The organism is Humibacillus xanthopallidus (genome assembly GCF_006716675.1).
GTDB lineage: Bacteria > Actinomycetota > Actinomycetes > Actinomycetales > Dermatophilaceae > Humibacillus > Humibacillus xanthopallidus_B.
In genome coordinates, this window is sequence record NZ_VFPM01000002.1 from 1,103,221 (window position 1) to 1,119,268 (window position 16,048).

At 70.7% G+C, this 16,048-nt stretch carries 14 protein-coding genes; 8 read left to right on the forward strand and 6 right to left on the reverse strand.

All coding sequences use genetic code 11. From position 1 onward, the window contains the following. The first annotated feature begins 65 nt into the window (after nt 1–65). Complete coding sequence (locus FBY41_RS23430; protein ID WP_185749040.1) at nt 66–227, forward strand: zinc ribbon domain-containing protein; 162 nt, start codon at nt 66–68, stop codon at nt 225–227. A gap of 241 nt (nt 228–468) precedes the next feature. On the opposite strand, the gene FBY41_RS13050 is transcribed toward FBY41_RS23430, so the two are convergent. From FBY41_RS13050 to FBY41_RS13060, 3 genes are all read right to left on the reverse strand, one after another. Next, the gene (locus tag FBY41_RS13050; protein WP_141844657.1) at nt 469–750 is read right to left on the reverse strand and encodes a hypothetical protein; all 282 of its coding nucleotides are present in this window, start codon (nt 748–750) and stop codon (nt 469–471) included. Next, nucleotides 747–1,172: a hypothetical protein gene (locus tag FBY41_RS13055; protein ID WP_185749041.1), complete on the reverse strand. Its 426-nt coding sequence runs from the start codon at nt 1,170–1,172 to the stop codon at nt 747–749. Before FBY41_RS13055 ends, FBY41_RS13050 begins: the two co-directional genes overlap by 4 nt. Nucleotides 1,173–1,391: 219 nt before the next feature. Next, complete coding sequence (locus tag FBY41_RS13060; protein ID WP_141844659.1) at nt 1,392–1,673, reverse strand: hypothetical protein; 282 nt, start codon at nt 1,671–1,673, stop codon at nt 1,392–1,394. 292 nt (nt 1,674–1,965) lie between these two features. Between FBY41_RS13060 and dprA the strand changes: the two genes are divergently transcribed. Both dprA and FBY41_RS13070 read left to right on the forward strand, forming a co-directional pair. Then, entirely contained in the window at nt 1,966–3,072 is a 1,107-nt protein-coding gene (dprA, locus tag FBY41_RS13065; protein WP_260439747.1) for a DNA-processing protein DprA, read from the forward strand. A 335-nt stretch (nt 3,073–3,407) separates the two neighbouring features. After that, a complete protein-coding gene (locus tag FBY41_RS13070) occupies nt 3,408–4,346 on the forward strand; it encodes a tyrosine recombinase XerC (protein ID WP_260439748.1) in 939 nt (312 codons plus the stop codon). Between the two features lie 179 nt (nt 4,347–4,525). Here the strand turns inward: FBY41_RS13070 and FBY41_RS13075 are convergent, their stop codons facing one another. Next, nucleotides 4,526–5,059 carry a M23 family metallopeptidase gene (locus tag FBY41_RS13075; protein WP_141844661.1) on the reverse strand — a complete coding sequence of 178 codons (534 nt, stop codon included), beginning with the start codon at nt 5,057–5,059 and terminating at the stop codon, nt 4,526–4,528. A 96-nt stretch (nt 5,060–5,155) separates the two neighbouring features. Further along, nucleotides 5,156–6,316, reverse strand: coding sequence for a pyridoxal phosphate-dependent aminotransferase (locus FBY41_RS13080; protein ID WP_141844662.1), 1,161 nt, complete (start codon nt 6,314–6,316; stop codon nt 5,156–5,158). A 237-nt stretch (nt 6,317–6,553) separates the two neighbouring features. Here FBY41_RS13080 and FBY41_RS13085 point away from each other — a divergent pair, with 237 nt between their 5' ends. The 3 genes from FBY41_RS13085 (at nt 6,554) to FBY41_RS13095 (ending at nt 11,846) form a co-directional block, all read left to right on the forward strand. Further along, on the forward strand, nt 6,554–7,360 hold the full coding sequence (locus FBY41_RS13085) for a hypothetical protein (RefSeq protein WP_141844663.1): 807 nt from the start codon (nt 6,554–6,556) through the stop codon (nt 7,358–7,360). Between the two features lie 103 nt (nt 7,361–7,463). Further along, complete coding sequence (locus FBY41_RS13090; RefSeq protein WP_141844664.1) at nt 7,464–11,228, forward strand: 5'-nucleotidase C-terminal domain-containing protein; 3,765 nt, start codon at nt 7,464–7,466, stop codon at nt 11,226–11,228. Between the two features lie 27 nt (nt 11,229–11,255). After that, the gene (locus tag FBY41_RS13095; protein ID WP_141844665.1) at nt 11,256–11,846 is read left to right on the forward strand and encodes a hypothetical protein; all 591 of its coding nucleotides are present in this window, start codon (nt 11,256–11,258) and stop codon (nt 11,844–11,846) included. Between the two features lie 58 nt (nt 11,847–11,904). Here FBY41_RS13095 and FBY41_RS13100 read toward each other — a convergent pair whose 3' ends face one another. Continuing rightward, nucleotides 11,905–13,821, reverse strand: a complete 1,917-nt coding sequence (locus tag FBY41_RS13100; RefSeq protein ID WP_141844666.1) for a DUF6541 family protein — start codon at nt 13,819–13,821, stop codon at nt 11,905–11,907. Between the two features lie 278 nt (nt 13,822–14,099). On the opposite strand from FBY41_RS13100, the gene rpsB reads away from it, so the two are divergent. Together rpsB and tsf are read left to right on the forward strand one after the other, a co-directional pair. Continuing rightward, nucleotides 14,100–15,056 (forward strand): 30S ribosomal protein S2, encoded by a 957-nt coding sequence (rpsB, locus tag FBY41_RS13105; protein ID WP_141844667.1) that lies wholly within the window; start codon nt 14,100–14,102, stop codon nt 15,054–15,056. A gap of 61 nt (nt 15,057–15,117) precedes the next feature. Then, nucleotides 15,118–15,945, forward strand: coding sequence for a translation elongation factor Ts (gene tsf, locus FBY41_RS13110; protein WP_141844668.1), 828 nt, complete (start codon nt 15,118–15,120; stop codon nt 15,943–15,945). Nucleotides 15,946–16,048: the final 103 nt, after the last annotated feature.

Genomic DNA, 16,048 nt, shown 5'->3' on the forward strand with positions numbered 1-16,048 from the left:
AAGGCGCACGTATGAAAGGCGCCGGCACCGCGGCATTCGCGGCGCAGCGCTGTAGCGTGCCGCTTATGCCGATCACGATCCGCGAGGAAGACCAGACCAAGCAGCCGACGTGCCCCGAGTGCGGCGCACGGATGGAGCGTCGCTCGGTCGTCGGCGACGAGCGCGAATCTTCGACCAACTCCGAGGGCCTGATCTGTCCCGAGTGTGGGCACCGCGAAGTGTCTTGAGTCGGCAGCCCGCATTCCCCCAGCCGACTCCCATGGCATGTCCACCAGGGCAGTCGCGCCCCTTCTCGGAATGAGACCCGCGTCACGCAGTCGGCGCTTCGCCGGTCCGCCACCCGTGCGCGTCCGTAGCGTGTAATTACCCCCTCCGCGGATCGGCTGCCTCCCTGACTGGCCGAGACGCAAACGGCACCCCCGCTCATCCACTGAGCGGGGGTGCTGTATGTCGGTCGGGCTTGCAGGGTCAGCCGTGCTCGAGCGTTTCCGCTGCCTCGACGAGGCGTGCGGCGAACGCGCGGAGCTGCTCGGGGGTGCGTTCGACGTTGCCCATGTCGGCCGCGCCGAGGCCGCCCTCTGCGGTGAGGTAGAGCTCGAGCGCGTCGTCCCCGTCGCCCGCCTCTGTCGCGTGGCACATGAAGGCCGGTTCGCGGCCGGGGCGGTCGTCCCAGTGGTGGTGGGTGCACCACGTGGGGCAGTCCCCGCGGCGTGCGTAGGCCGGCGGGACGTCCGTCGTGGTGGCGCTCATTCCGTGACCTCGCTCGCGTATCCGAGCTTGGCCATCGTGGCCTCGGAGGTGTCGATTCCCAGGCGGGTGAGCAGCGCCTCGACGTCGCCGCGGGCCGGTGCCGGGCGACGCATCCGGCGCCCGTACTCGACGCCCTTGTTCCAGGCCTCGTCCTCGTCGCCGTCGGGTGCGGCATCCTCGAGCCGGTTCCCCAGGCGCATCACGCGCTGTCCCAGGCCGCTGACAGCGAAGCCGAGTTCGCTACGCGGCCACAGGAGCCAGCGCTCGAGAGCGGTCGAGCGTTCTCTCTCGGAGACGCGCTCTCGGAGTGCGGTGATCGTGGTCATCGTCGTGCCTTTCTGTTGGGTGGTGCGTTGCTGAACATGGTGCGTGCGGGCACCGACAACGGCGCGGACCCGCGAGCGGGGCAGAGGTGTGGCCATCCCTCCCAAAGAACCGACCTCGCGTCGATGGCTGCCCACGCCGGAGAGCCCAGCCTCGGAGTGAGGCCCGGCTGCCCGCTGACCCCGCCGAACGCGTGCACGCGCTATGGGCGGGGCGGTCCGTGGCGGTTCACGGACCTAGAGGTCAATCACCGCGTGCGTCATCCGTTTTGGTGTCGCGGCTGGGGCACTGTCCGGCGCCGCGTCGAGCGTCTGGCGCTACGTCAGTCGCCTCACCACGCCCTGGCGTGCACGTAGTGCCTCACCGCGCATCAGGCGCGCGTCACAGGCCGGGCAGGTGAACAGGTCACCCGTGCTGCCGTCGGCGTGCACGTGGGCGAGCGGGTACGGCGCGACCGACCAGCCGCGCGAGAGATCGAGGATGCCGACCCGGCCGGACTCGTCCGACACGACCGCGCGGCCACGACGGCCGCAGAACTCGCACACCGGGCGCAACCGCCCCGAGCTCGTGCGTTCGACGTTGACCGGTGCGTCAGCCACGGCGAGCACCGCTCAAGCCGTAGAGCCACGCGGCAACGGTGGCGAGGATCAGGAAGACGGTCCCGAGTGAGCGGGCAGCCTCTAGAATGGTGTCCACGAGGAACTCCTAAGGTTCATCGTCAGGCCCTCGGACGCGTCCAACGTTGCGGGGGCCGCTTTATGTTGTTGAGGTATGCGAGTGGTCAGGCCACCGCGTCGCGTGGACGGTCGCCGACCTCGTGAGGCTCGAGCGCCCGGAGCGCGAGCAGGTCGACCTCGCCATGTCGCTGCGCCACCGGCAGGGAGTCGCGGCGTGAGGGCCGACGACCGGTGGGCTCGGGCGGCGCTGTCCCGTCTGGTCGAGCCGTGCGACAAGGAGGTCCACGGCCTCGTCGAGTCCGTCGGTGCCGTGGAGACGGTGCAGCGCATCCACGAGGGTGCGGGCAGGCTCGGCCGGTTTGCCGCACGGGTGGCCGCTCTCGACACCGAGCGCGACCTGGCGATCGCCGCCACCGTGGGCGCCCGCCTCCTCGTCCCCTCCGACGAGGAGTGGCCCGAGCGCCTGCGCGAGATCGCGTTGCCACCGTGGTGCCTGTGGGTGCGGGGGCCGCTGCACCTCGGTGAGACCGTCGAGCGGTCAGTCGCGGTCGTCGGGTCACGCACGGCCACCTCCTACGGTGAGCAGATCGCTGCTGAACTCGCTGCCGGGCTGGCCACGCGGGGCTGGACCGTGGTCTCGGGAGCTGCCTTCGGCATCGACGGGAGCGCACACCGCGGGGCCCTCGCCGTCGACGGCCCGACGGTGGCGGTGCTGGCCGGTGGTGTGGAGCGGCCCTATCCCGCCGCGCACGCGGCCCTCATCAACCGCATCGCCGCGCAAGGACTGGTCGTGTCGGAGGTGGCGCCGGGCTCCGCCCCCATGCGGTCGCGCTTCCTCTCGCGCAACCGGCTCATCGCGGGCATGACCTGCGGCACGGTGGTCGTCGAGGCTGACCTCAGGTCGGGCTCACGAAACACGGTCGGGCACGCGACGGACGCCGGCCGCCCGGTCGGAGCGGTGCCGGGGCCGATCACGTCCATGGCCTCATCGGGCTGCCACGAGGAGATCCGCGACGGGCGTGCGGTCCTCGTCACCTCTGCCGCGGAGGTCATCGACCTCGTCGGAGAGATCGGGGCCGATGCCTGCGAGCCGCTCCACGGGCCGGTCCTGCCCGAGGACGGGTTGTCGCTCCTCGACGCGGCGGTGCTCGAGGCCGTGCCCTTCCGCGTGGGCACGGATCTCGACCGCCTCGTCGTCGCCACGGCGCAGCCGGCGCTCGGGGTCCGCTCGGCCCTCGGTCGCCTCGAGCGCGCCGGTCTCGTCGTGGAGTCCGAGGGGCGGTGGCGCAAACGTCCCGCCCGGCTCCGCAGCGCCGACTGACCACACGGTCGAGTGCCCAGTTCCCGACAGGACAGCTCGGGCGCCCAGTGTCTGACTCCACTCGTCGAGTGCCCAGTTTCCGACGTGATGCCGTCGAGTGCCCACTTTCCGCCCGGACCTTCCTTGTGTTGCTGCGAGGGTGTTGCCGGTTGCCAGCCGCACCTCTTTCGAAAGAGGGGCGCTCGACTCGGCGCGGGGCGTCGGGAAGTGGGCACTCGACTTTGCTCCGCGGGGGCGTCGGGAAGTGGGCGCTCGACTCGGCGCGGGGCGTCGGGAAGTGGGCACTCGTCGTGATGGGGGTTGCCCTGCGGGGAAAGGTTTGTCATGGTGCGGGAGTGACAGATGTGGCGCAGGAGCCGGAGGGTGTGCTGGAGCGGCACTCCGAGCTGCTGCACGCCTACGGCCGGCACCTCGGCGCCGAGCGCGGCCGGTCGCCGCACACGCGCCGCGCCTACCTCGGCGACGTGCGCAACCTGCTGACCTACGCCGCGGGCCGTGGCATCCTCGAGCTCGGCGAGCTGCGCATCGCCGACCTGCGCGCCTGGCTGGGGGAGCAGGCCGATGCCGGCGCCGCTCGCTCGACCATCGCCCGGCGCGCCGCGTCGGCTCGGACGTTCCTCGGATGGGCCGCACACACCGGTCGCATCCCCACCGACCCGTCGCTGCGGCTCGTCGCGCCCCGCCGACACTCCGCCCTGCCCGACGTCCTCAAGCAGACCGAGGCAGCGCAGGTGCTCGACATCGCAGCCGTGCGCGCCGACGACGCCGACCCCATCCACGTGCGCGACCGGGCCATGCTCGAGCTGCTCTACGCCAGCGGGGTCCGCGTCGGCGAGCTCGCTGCCCTCGACGTCGACGACCTCGACCTCGACCAGCGCGTCGTCCGGGTCATGGGCAAGGGGTCCAAGGAGCGGGTCGTCCCGTTCGGCGAGCCGGCCCGCCGTGGACTGCTCGCCTGGCTGTCCGTGCGCGGCGCGCTCGCGACCGCGACGTCGGGTCCCGCGCTCTTCCTCGGCCGGCGTGGCAGACGAGTGGATGCGCGGCAGGTGCGCTCGACCGTCCACGAGATGTTGTCGCACCTCCCGGACGCCCCCGACCTCGGACCGCACGGCCTGCGGCACAGCGCCGCGACGCACCTGCTCGAGGGCGGCGCCGACCTTCGCATGGTGCAGGAGCTGCTCGGTCATGCGAGCCTCGCGACGACGCAGCTCTACACCCACGTCTCGGTGGAACGGCTCCGGACGAGCTACGAGCAGGCGCACCCCCGAGCCTGACCCCGGGCCGGAGACCCGAGCCCCGAGACCTGAGACTGCGCCGCGACCAACCCCCCGGGAACGGACCGCGCATCCAATCGAAAGAGCAATCCGTCGGCAAACGGAGCGCTCTTTCGATGGGGCTTGGCGGCCGGGCAGGGTTTCGGAGTGCTCCTTCGATTGGCCAGGGGACAGCGTGCTCAGCCCAGCGGGAGCAGGACGATGCGTCCGCGACCGACGAAGGCCAGCGGGTCGAGATAGGTTCGCCCACGCAGGACTCCCCAGTGGAGGCAGGTGGCGGGGGAGCAGTGGCCGACCTCACCTGAGATCTGTCCGACCGGATCACTTTGCGACACAAGGCTCCCCACTCTGACCGTGGATGACACCGGCTCGAAGGTGCTGCGCAGGCCGCCTGCGTGGGTCACGACCACGACGCCGCGCCCGGCGAGCCGGCCGGCATACGTCACCGTGCCATCCGTGGGGGAGCGGACCACCTGCCCGACGGCCCCCACGAGGTCGACGCCGCGGTGCCCAGGAAGCCACGGCTGGTCGGGCGGGTCGAACCGCCGAGCCACCTCTGGCGCCGGCTCGATCGGCCACGCCCAGCGAGCCTCCTGCTGCGGAGGTGCCGAAACCGTTGCGGGAGAGGTGGGCTCGCGCGTTGGGTCGACAACCACACCCGCCCCCGCACTGATCGCGAGGGCGAGGGCGACGACCGCGGACACCAGCGACATGTCGCCATCGTCACCCGGGCCACGAGCCGACGCAGCCGTGCGAGCTCCGCCTGTGGACGATGACATCCCCGCGCGCGGAGGTGTGGACGGGCAGCGTCAGGTCGTGGCCGCAGCCAGGCGGCGACTGGCCTCGAGCAGCACGTCGTCGCGCTTGCAGAAGGCGAAGCGGATGAGCGTGCGCGCAGCGCCGGCGTCGTCGTGGAACACCGATACCGGCACCCCCACCACTCCGGCGATCGACGGCAGCCGGCGGGCGAACTCCAGCCCGTCGACCGCCCCGAGCGGCGCCGCGTCCGCGATGACGAAGTACGTGCCCGACGGCCGCGACACCCGCAGCCCGCACTCCTCGAGCGCCGAGCACAGCAGGTCGCGCTTCGCCTGCAGCGAGTCGCGCAGGCCGGCATACACCTCGTCACCGAGACCGAGCGCGAGGGCCACGGCCGGCTGGAACGGCCCCGAGGCGACATAGGTGAGGAACTGCTTGACCGTGCGGGCCGCGGCGACCGCCTCGGCGGGTCCCGTGAGCCAGCCGACCTTCCAGCCCGTGGCCGAGAACGTCTTGCCCGCCGAGCTGATCGTGATGGTGTGGCCAGCCATGCCCGGCAGCGTCGCGACGGGCACGTGCTCGCCACCGTCGAAGACGAGGTGCTCGTAGACCTCGTCGGTCACCACCCACGCGTCGTGCTCCCGCGCGAGCCCGGCGATCAGCTCGAGCTCGGCGCGCGTGAACACCTTGCCCGTCGGGTTGTGCGGTGTGTTGAGCAGCACGAGACGGGTGCGCGACGAGAAGGCCGCCCGCAGCGAGTCCTCGTCGACGGCGAAGTCGGGGAAGCGGAGCACCGACGTGCGCCGGGTGGCTCCCGCGAGCGCGATCGTCGCGACATACGAGTCGTAGTAGGGCTCGAAGGTGACGACCTCGTCGCCGGGCTCGCACAGTGCGAGCACCACCGCGGCGATGGCCTCGGTCGCGCCTGCCGTGACGAGCACCTGCGTCGCGGGGTCGAGCGAGATGCCGTAGAAGCGCTCCTGGTGGGCGGCGATCGCAGCGAGCAGCTCGGGCACGCCGGGCCCGGGCGGGTACTGGTTGCGTCCGCCGTCGATCGCCGCCTTGGCCGCCTCGAGCATCTCGCGCGGGCCGTCGGTGTCGGGGAAGCCCTGCCCGAGGTTGATGGCCCCGGTGGAGGTGGCGAGGGCCGACATCTCCGCGAAGATCGTCGTGCCGAACGGCTGCATGCGCGTGACCAGCGGCGAGCTCATGCCGACCAACCTACCCAGCAGGTATGCCGTCCGGCCGGGTCACGCTGCCACCGCCGCGGCGCCGCGCACCGCGCACCACGCGTCGACCGACGGTGCTGGCCGCTTTCTCGTTCTTGACGCCGTTCGTCGCTTTCATCACGAAAGGGGCGACGTCGCAGCGGAGCCGCTCTACCGTGGAAGGAGGAAGGGGGCCGTCCGTCGGCCGGTCTTCCACGGTGGCGGCCAAGGGAGGCAGTCATGGTTGAGCAGACCAGGAGCCTGTTTCGCGTCCGTCGGGTCCGCGCCCTGATGGTGGTTCTCGCAAGCCTGGTCCTGCTCGCGCTCGCGGGTTGCGGGGGAGCGGGCAGCGGCAACGGGACTGTGGCGCCGGCACCAGCCGTCACCGAGACGGAGTCCACGCCCTCCCCCTCCGGGACGCCGACCTCACCGTTCGCGAAGGCGGATGCCCAGATCGCCGAGCTCGTGCAGGCCCCCGTGAGCTGGCACGCACCCGATCGCCTCGCCGCCGACGAGTCGGCCGACCTCGGGCTCAGCATCGGCAGCACCGCGGAGCTGCGTCAGCGCATAGCCGAGGTCCTGCCCGGCACGATCACCACGCCCGGCGGCACGGTGCGCGTATCCCCTGACGCGGCAGCGGTGCTGGTGGTCGATCCCCAGGAGGCTGTCGTAGAGCCAAACGGTCGCGTCAACGCGTCGACGGGCTCCGACATCGGCCTGCTGTGGACGTGGAAGGTCCACCCTCTGAGGCCATCGTCCGCTCTGCACCTCACCGCCCGCATCGAGGTACTGCTCCCGGAGACGGGGCAGCCCCTGATCCGCTACGTCGAGCTCATCCTGCCCGTCGACCGCACCGTGAGGTACACAGCCACCCAGGTCTTCACCAACTGGGCGACGTGGGTGAGCATCGTGACAGTGGTGGCCGGATGGGTCGCCTTCGTCTGGCGGCGGCGCACCACGTCCCACCGCACGCCAGGGGACGGTGCCGTCCCGCAGGGGACGGCCCCGCCGCCGGACCCGCAGCCCGACGCCTCCTCTCCGACCTGAGAATCGGTGATTCCGCTCCGAGGCGGGACGGGGCGGTACTAGCGTTTTCGGGTCACACTCGGTTGGCCCACTGCCGGGTGGACACCGCCTGTGGGAGGCAGAAGTGTTCGCATCTCGTGCCCGCATCCTCACCGTCCTGACCGGGGCGGCCCTGCTCTTCGGCTCCGCCGGGGCGCTCGCCGCGCCGGCGGAGGTCGCCTCGGCCGCGTCGCCGGCTCCGACCGCCAGTCCGGCGCCGCCGGCCAAGACCGACCGCGCGGTGCTCTACTCCTCCGACGGGATGCGGCCGGACCTCATGGAGAAGTACGCCGGGCAGGGAGCGATGCCGACCTACGCCTCGATGATGGCGAGCGGTGTGCGCGGCGACAACGGCATGGTGCAGGCGTTCCCGCCCAACACCGGTGTCGGCTGGTACACCATGGCGACGGGCACCTACCCGTCCGAGCACGGCTCGACGAACAACACCTACTACCGGCCGGGTGAGCCGTTCGCCAACCGGACGAGCTTCTCGTCAACGGGGACCCTGCAGGCCGACACGGTCGCCGCGGCCGCCGAGCGGGCCGGAAAGAAGGTCGCCCAGATCGAGTGGGTCGGCGGCGCTCAAGCCGGAATCGCCGGCCCCACAGTCGATTTCGCCAACTTCTTCTCCACGCGCGGTGTCCTCTCCTATCCGCTCGACGGCACGGAGCAGGCCGGTGCGGCATCCTTCGGCATCAGCTATCAGGTGGCGGCCTTCGCCCCGGCCAGCGGCTGGACCAACACGCCCGCCGGCGACCCGGTCGCGCCGCCCCAGGAGACCCAGCTGACGGTGGCGACGACCTTCGCCGCGCAGAACCCCACGCGCCTCTACAACATCTACGTCTACGACTCAGTCGTCGACGGCGTCTCGGCGTACGACCGCGCGCTGCTCGTGCCGGCACTTGCCGCCAAGGATGCAGCCAGCCCGGCTGCGCAGCTCGGCGTCGGCGACTTCACGGACGTCAAGCTCCGCGGTGCGGACGGCCTCATCGGCGCTCGCGCCGGACAGTCGGCGGGCTTCTACACCAAGCTCATGACGCTGGCTCCGGACCTGTCCAGCTTCAAGCTGTACTTCACCTCCGTGCAGCGGGTCATCGCGACGTGCTCCACTGCCGCGTGCAACGCACTCCCGGCGGGGGGCGCCGGAGAGAACCGCCTCGAGAAGTACCTCGCCGACAACCTTCCGACCGCCGTCGCCGCCGACTTCGCGCCGCTCGAGGCGCGAATCATCGACGAGGAAACCTACGTCCAGCAGGGCCGCGACCTCGAGAAGGCTTACGGCGACGCGGTGCTCGACTACATCCTGGGCACGCTCCAACCGAATACCGACCTCGCCCTCGTCGGGTACCCCGTGACCGACGAGTTCAGCCACCAGTTCATGGCCCTCGTGACCCCGACGGGGCCGAACGACAAGCCCAACCCGGTCTACGACGACGCCGACTACAACGGCGTCCCCGACGGCCGTGTCGCGCAGCGCGAGGGCTACATCCGCAGCGCCTACCACGAGGCCGACGCCAAGCTCGCACTCGCGCGTTCCCTCATGGGTGGCTCGCCCACGACCATCGCCGGCTCCGACCACGGCTTCGCACCGCAGTGGTATGCCGTGAACGCCGCCAAGGTGCTCTCCGACGCCGGGGTGCAGTCGCCGGAACAGCCGTCCAACTGCCGGGCGGCCACGCGCCAGGCACCGCCTCCTGTGAACCTCGCCAAGGCATGCTGGGCAGGCGGCACCGCACAGATCTACGTCAACTCGCCCCTGCCGGCCGGGACGACCTACGAGCAGGTGCGCACGCAGGTCATCAACGCCTTCCAGAACCTCGCCGACCCGGCCAACCCGGATGACAAGGTCGTGCTGAAGATCATGAAGAAGGAGGAGCTCCGTAACGTCGACGGCAGCGACTCGCTTCACCCGAGCCGCAGCGGCGACGTCGTCGTCGTCCTCGCCCCGCCGTACCAGTTCGACGCGGCCACCCCGGGCCAGACGATCGCCTACTCGAACTTCTTCGGCCAGCACGGCTACCTGCCCGACCTCGTCGACCTCGCGCACAACATCAACATGCACGCGACGTTCGTGGCGTCGGGTCCCGGCATCCGCAAGCAGTCCCCGGTCACCGGGATGCGCGCGATCGACGTCGCGCCGACCCTCGCCTTCCTGCTGCGCGTCCCGGGGCCGCAGAACGCCCGAGGCAAGATCAGGGTCGATCTCACGACCTCGCCCAACCTCAAGGTCGCGACGATCCTCGACGTCAGCGACTTCCACGGCCAGCTGATCCCGTTGACCGAGGCCCCTGACAACGCGGGTTCGTCGACGCCGTCGTTCACCATCGGTGGCGCCGCGTACCTCAAGACGTGGTTCGACTGGTACCGCAGCACCGGCGAGGCCGCCGACGGCTCGCTCCTCGTCGCGGGCGGTGACTCCGTCGGTGCCACACCGCCGATCAGCGCCTTCTTCGGCGACACGCCGACGATCGAGACGATGAACGACATGGGGTTCACGTCCGACGGCCTGGGCAACCACAACTTCGACAAGGGGTCCACCTACCTGCGCAACACGCTGATCCCCCTGGCGAAGTACCCCTTCCTGTCGGCCAACGTCGTCGACGCCAACGGCAAGACGCCCCCTGAGTGGAAGCCGTCGCAGGTCTTCTCCTTCGCCGGCGTCAAGATCGGCGTCGTCGGCTTCACGAACGACGACGCACCGACCCTCGTCTCGCCGACGGCCTTCCCACCGTTCCACGTCGCGAACTCGCTCACCGCCGTCAACTCGGAAGCGGCCCGTCTCAAGGCGTCCGGCGTCAAGACGATCGTCGCGGTGGGGCACCTCGGTGCGACTGATGGCACGCTCAACAACCCGACCGGACCCCTGCTGGATCTCGCCGACAACCTGAACAACGTCGATGTCGTCGTCGGCGACCACACGGACTTCCAGGTGGTCAGCACCCGGGCCAACAACGTGCTCGTCACGGAGAACCGGAGCAAGGGCATCAGGTTCACCCGGGTCCGGATCGTCATCGACCCGTCGACGAAGGCTGCCGTCTACAAGACAGCCGACTTCCACAAGCCGTGGGACATCGGCGTCACGCCGGACCCGACCATCCAGGCCCGGATCGACGACCTCAACGCCCAGCTGACCCCGATTCTCTCGACGCTCATCGGCTCTTCGACCCGGTTCATCCCACGCGCAGACGCCTGCGGCAACGCCGCGGGCCGCACGTGCGAGTCGCTCGTCGGCAACGTGGTCGCCGACGCGATGCGCGATACATACTCGTCCATCGGTGTGGAGTTCGCCATCACGAACTCCGGTGGGCTGCGTGACGCCCTCACCTGCCCGACGACCGACAACCCGTCGGACTTCTGTCCCGCCTACACACCGCCGCCCTACCCGATCAGCCGCGGGCAGGTGCTCACCGTGCTGCCGTTCGGCAACATCGTCGTGACGCTGACGGTGAACGGCGCCGAGCTGAAGGCGATGCTCGAGAACGGCGTCTCACGGATGCCGGCCGCCGACGGCCGCTACGCGCAGGTGTCGGGGCTCTGCTTCACGTACGACATCTCGAAGCCCGCTGGGTCGCGGGTCACCGGTGCGGTCCGTCAGGCCGCTGACGGTTCATGCACCGGCGCCGGGATCGACCTCACGGCTGCCGGCACCTACAAGATCGCGGAGAACGACTTCATGTCGACGGGCGGCGACGGCTACCCCAACTTCGCGCCGCGGGTGACGACGCAGAACATCATGGACCAGGTCGTCGCGGACTATGTCGCCCAGAAGAGCCCGCTCAGCCCGACCATCGTCGGGCGCAGTGCCTGCACCACCTCCGGCAGCCCCGCCTGTCCGGTGGTCGTCCCGTGACCCTCGCAGCACGGGACTGAGACAGGCGTGACGGGAGCGCTGCGCACCCTGGGCGCGATCGCCGTGGCACTGGCCGCGGCGATCGCGCTCACCACCTCCGCGCACGCCCATGGGGGCGAAGACGGTCTGGTGGTCGAGCCGGCAGCCACGTCCCAAGGTGGTGCGGTCTCGGTGCGGGGCGACCTTCCGACCACGAGCAGCATCGTGCTCGTCCTCGAGTCGTCTGCCGGCAAGGGGGTGACCCTGGCCCGGGTCGAGGACCCTCCGCAGGGGCACTTCGACACCGTCGTCACGATCCCGCCCACGGTCGCACCCGGCACCTGGCACCTCCAGGCACGAGTCGGTGCCACCGTCCTCGCTGAGCGTGAGCTCGTGGTGTCCGAGGCCGCTCCGCCCGGCGGCGACGACGACCGCGCGGAGCCCGTCGTGGTCCCGACAGTCGCTGCGGACGCTGCCCTCAGCGCGATCCGTCCCGATGCCGCGCCGCCGCCCGCAACTCCGGCCGAGCCGTCCCCGCAGTCCGCACCAGCCATCTGGTGGCCGTATGCCGTCATCGTCGTTGCGCTGCTCGGCGCGGTCGCCTGGGTTCGTCGGCGACGCGGTGCGCCGCACGCCTAGCCGGTGCCCGAAGGCGCTGTTCTGGTCGAACGCCCTGCAGGCGAGCCGCAGGTGAGGGTCAGCAGCCGGTGATCCGGTAGAGGGTGTAGTCGCCGACGGTCTTGACCTTCTCGAGCCCTTCGACCGTGTCGAGGTCGGTCAGACCGGAGGTGCGTTCGGGCCGGTCGAGCCAGTACGTGTGCGGGGAGTCGATGGCCCAGCGCACGTTGTGCCGGGCCAGCGCCGCGCAGACGTCCGGCCGGTTGACGAGGTCGTTGAAGCCGGTGCCGATGACGATCTCGTCGCCCGTCGTCGGGATCGGGATCGACCGGTAGAGCGTGTCGGTGCCGAAGAGGGCGAACATCAAAGGAGTGCCGTTCTCGGGCCGGCCGACGACCCCCTCACCGGGCGGGATGAGGCGGGCGATCTCGCGCAACGAGTCCTGCGCCTCGAAGGAGAGGATCACCTTGTGCGGCGCGTCCGGTCGGAAGAAGCTCGACAGGAAGTCGCTGCGGGTGGGGGCGTCGAGCACGACCGTCGACAGGGGGAGCACTGAGAGCGCCAGCGCTGCGGCAACCATCGGACGGGTGCGCAACGGGGGCAGCTTCGACAGCAGCGCCCTCAGGGCGGGAGCGGCTGCCGCCACGAGCACGACACCGGGAACCGCTGCGAGAGAGGCGAGCCGGACCTTGTCGTTGTACCAGTAGCCCGTGATGAGGGCGGTCCAGGACGCTGTGGACGAGGCGGCCATGACGTAGAGGACGACGCAGGCGAGCCACATCGCGACGACGGGCAGCGCAGCCCGTGCCCGCATGACGACCCAGCCGATGCCGAGCACGATGAGGGCGAGCAGGCCCCAGAGAACGTGGGGGATCTGCAGACGCCCGCCGACGACCTCGACGAGGGCGGTCCAGGTCGTGACCCGGTCGTTCCACTGGTACGACTGCGTCGAGGCGAGGCGCGCCGACACGACCGGCGCGATGAGCAGGCCGACCGCCACGGCCGCCGTGAGGATCGCGAGGTCTCGCGCAACCGCCCACCAGCCCAGGTGTCCCAGCAGCCCCGCGCGCATCCGCGCCGAGCCGAACCACACGAGCGCGAAGACGACGAGGGCCACGAGCGCGTTGGGCTGGATGAGGGCGAGCCCGGGCAGCGCGGCGGCGAAGCCGAGCCACTGCCCGACCCGACGGGAGCGCGCCGCCTGCAGCATGAGGGCCAGGGCGCCGGGCGTCAGGGCGGTGGCCATGAGGTTGGGCCAGAGGACCCCCCAGCCGAGGAGGATCGTCGGGAACGACACGAAGGCCGCGGAGGCGAGCCCGCCGGCATACGTCACGAGTCGTGAGCTGCCGAGCGCATGCCGCACGAGGGCCACGCACCCGACCGGCCACACGACGGCAGCGAGCACGACGGTCGCGACGTTGGTGCCCGGCAGCACGTCGGCGACGCCCGGCAGCAGGCTCGTCGCCACCCAGGCGTGGAAGCCGTTGGGGTAGAAGGTCGGGTTGGCGATCGAGAAGTTGCCCGTGTCGAGGAAGAGCGCGATCCGGTTGAGGTGGTAGACGGCGTCGGGGCTGTCGACGAGCTCGTCGGGGCGCCCGATCGCGGGGAGGATCGTCACGAGCGCGATGAGCACGCCGATGGCGATCGCCCCGACGACGTCGGGCCGGGGTCGGCCGAGCAGACGGCGGCTGGGCGAGACGGTGGGCGCGCGGGTGCCTGCCCACCGAAGGGGGAGTCGGCCGACGAGGAGGCCGACACCCCACGCCGCTGCGAAGGCGAGAAGCGTGACGACGGCCAGCGTGGCGAGCCCCCAGGCGATGCCGACCCGCTGGGCGACGGTCGCGGCGGCGGCGATGAGCCCCACCGACACCGCCGGCGACACCGCGAGGGCCTCGAGCCCACGCGACCCGAGAGCGCGCACGACGAGCCAGCCGGGCAGGAAGAGCACCACGGTGAGGACGACGAACGCCGGGATCGTCTCCACCCATTGCGTCATGCCGGTCATTCTGGTGGGTCGGCTCGATTTCTCCACAACCCGCTGCAGGTCGTAGGATGGCGGACGGTCACGTGTGCTCGTCGCACGGATCGAAATTCGCGCGTCTCCGACCGGGTCGACACCCGGGTCGCACCACGGCAGTCCCGCACCTCCACCGAGGGCGGGCGGGGTGCGTCGAGGCGCCAGGAGCGGCGTATGCCGTCGGGCCCGTCCGTCACGGACGGTCCCGCCGCGCGCACGCAGACAACTGACAACCCACGACACCAGGAGGACACGGCATGGCCGTCGTCACCATGCGCCAGCTCCTCGAGAGCGGCGTCCACTTCGGGCACCAGACCCGTCGCTGGAACCCCAAGATGAAGCGCTTCATCATGACCGAGCGCAACGGCATCTACATCATCGACCTCCAGCAGTCGCTGACGTACATCAACAACGCCTACGAGTTCGTCAAGGAGACCGTCGCCCACGGCGGCACCATCCTCTTCGTCGGCACGAAGAAGCAGGCCCAGGAGCCCATCGCCGAGCAGGCGACGCGCGTCGGCATGCCATACGTCAACCACCGCTGGCTCGGTGGCATGCTCACCAACTTCCAGACGATCTCCAAGCGCCTCACGCGCCTCAAGGAGCTCGAGGAGCTGAACTTCGACGACGTGGCCGGTTCCGGCTACACGAAGAAGGAGCTGCTCATCCTCAAGCGCGAGAAGGACAAGCTGGAGAAGACCCTCGGCGGCATCCGCACGATGGCCAAGGTCCCCTCGGCCGTCTGGATCGTCGACACGAAGAAGGAGCACCTCGCCGTCGACGAGGCGCGCAAGCTCGGCCTGCCCGTCATCGCGATCCTCGACACGAACTGCGACCCCGACGAGGTCGACTACAAGATCCCCGGCAACGACGACGCGATCCGCTCCGTCACGCTGCTGACGCGGGTCGTCGCCGACGCCGTCGCCGACGGTCTCATGCAGCGCTCGTCGGGCAAGTCGGGTGGCGACGCCCAGGCCGAGGAGCCGCTGGCCGAGTGGGAGCGCGAGCTCTACGCCGACGCCGCAGCCGCCACGACGCAGGCACCGGCCGGTGCCGCGGAGATCGATGCCGCCGAGGCCGCCGCCGAGGCGCCGGTCGAGACCCCCGTCGAGACGCCGGCCCCCGAGGTCGCCGCCGAGATCGCGGTCGATGCCCCGGCTGCCGAGGTCACCGAGGCTCCTGCCGCCGAGGCCGAGGTCGCCGAGCAGGCCTGAGCCCCTCGCGGCCAGCCCTTGTCGAGACATACACACACGGACGAAAAGAGCGATACAGAGCATGGCGAACTACACCGCCGCTGACATCAAGGCACTGCGCGAGCAGACCGGCGCCGGCATGATGGACGTCAAGAAGGCGCTCGACGAGGCCGACGGCGACCGCGCCAAGGCTGTCGAGATCCTGCGCGTCAAGGGCCTCAAGGGCGTCACGAAGCGTGAGGGCCGTTCGGCCTCCAACGGCCTCGTGGCGGCCAAGGCCGGCGACGGCGTCGGCACCATGGTCGAGGTCAACTGCGAGACGGACTTCGTCGCCAAGGGCGAGAAGTTCATCGCCCTCGCCGACCAGGTGCTGGCGCTGGCGGTTGCCGCCGAGGCCACCGACGCCGACTCGCTCCTCAAGAGCACGCTCGACGACGGCAAGACCGTCCAGGAGCTGCTCGACGAGGCCAACGCCACCATCGGCGAGAAGATCGAGGTGCGCCGCGTGGCCCGCCTCGAGGGCAACAAGGTCGTCTCCTACCTCCACAAGACGAGCCCCGACCTGCCCGCGCAGATCGGCGTCCTCGTCGCGCTCGAGGGTGACGAGGCCGTGGGCCGCGACGTCGCGATGCACATCGCCGCGTTCAGCCCCACGGTCCTCACCCGCGAGGAGGTCCCGGCCGAGACGGTCGAGAACGAGCGTCGCGTCGCCGAGGCCACGGCGAAGGAGGAGGGCAAGCCCGAGGCTGCCCTGCCCCGCATCGTCGAGGGTCGCGTCAACGGCTACTTCAAGGAGAACGTCCTGCTCGAGCAGCCGTTCGCCAAGGAGCCCAAGAAGACCGTCGCCAAGGTGCTCGAGGAGGGCGGCGCCACGGCGAAGTCCTTCGCGCGCTTCCGCGTCGGCCAGTGAGGACACCCCTCACGCACCTTTCGTAGCGCCAACCCGCGCATCACGACGACGTATGCCGGTCGCCCCCTCGGGGCGGCCGGCATCGTTGCGTCCCAAGCACATT

What these genes read in the sequence shown, in the direction of transcription:
- FBY41_RS13080 (WP_141844662.1), bottom strand. Translation starts at nt 6,316, where the DNA reads ATGAGCTCGCCGCTGGTCACGCGCATGCAGCCGTTCGGCACGACGATC.
- tsf (WP_141844668.1), top strand. Translation starts at nt 15,118, where the DNA reads ATGGCGAACTACACCGCCGCTGACATCAAGGCACTGCGCGAGCAGACC.
- rpsB (WP_141844667.1), top strand. Translation starts at nt 14,100, where the DNA reads ATGGCCGTCGTCACCATGCGCCAGCTCCTCGAGAGCGGCGTCCACTTC.
- FBY41_RS13085 (WP_141844663.1), top strand. Translation starts at nt 6,554, where the DNA reads ATGGTTGAGCAGACCAGGAGCCTGTTTCGCGTCCGTCGGGTCCGCGCC.
- FBY41_RS23430 (WP_185749040.1), top strand. Translation starts at nt 66, where the DNA reads ATGCCGATCACGATCCGCGAGGAAGACCAGACCAAGCAGCCGACGTGC.
- FBY41_RS13075 (WP_141844661.1), bottom strand. Translation starts at nt 5,059, where the DNA reads ATGTCGCTGGTGTCCGCGGTCGTCGCCCTCGCCCTCGCGATCAGTGCG.
- FBY41_RS13050 (WP_141844657.1), bottom strand. Translation starts at nt 750, where the DNA reads ATGAGCGCCACCACGACGGACGTCCCGCCGGCCTACGCACGCCGCGGG.
- FBY41_RS13055 (WP_185749041.1), bottom strand. Translation starts at nt 1,172, where the DNA reads ATGGCCACACCTCTGCCCCGCTCGCGGGTCCGCGCCGTTGTCGGTGCC.
- FBY41_RS13100 (WP_141844666.1), bottom strand. Translation starts at nt 13,821, where the DNA reads ATGACGCAATGGGTGGAGACGATCCCGGCGTTCGTCGTCCTCACCGTG.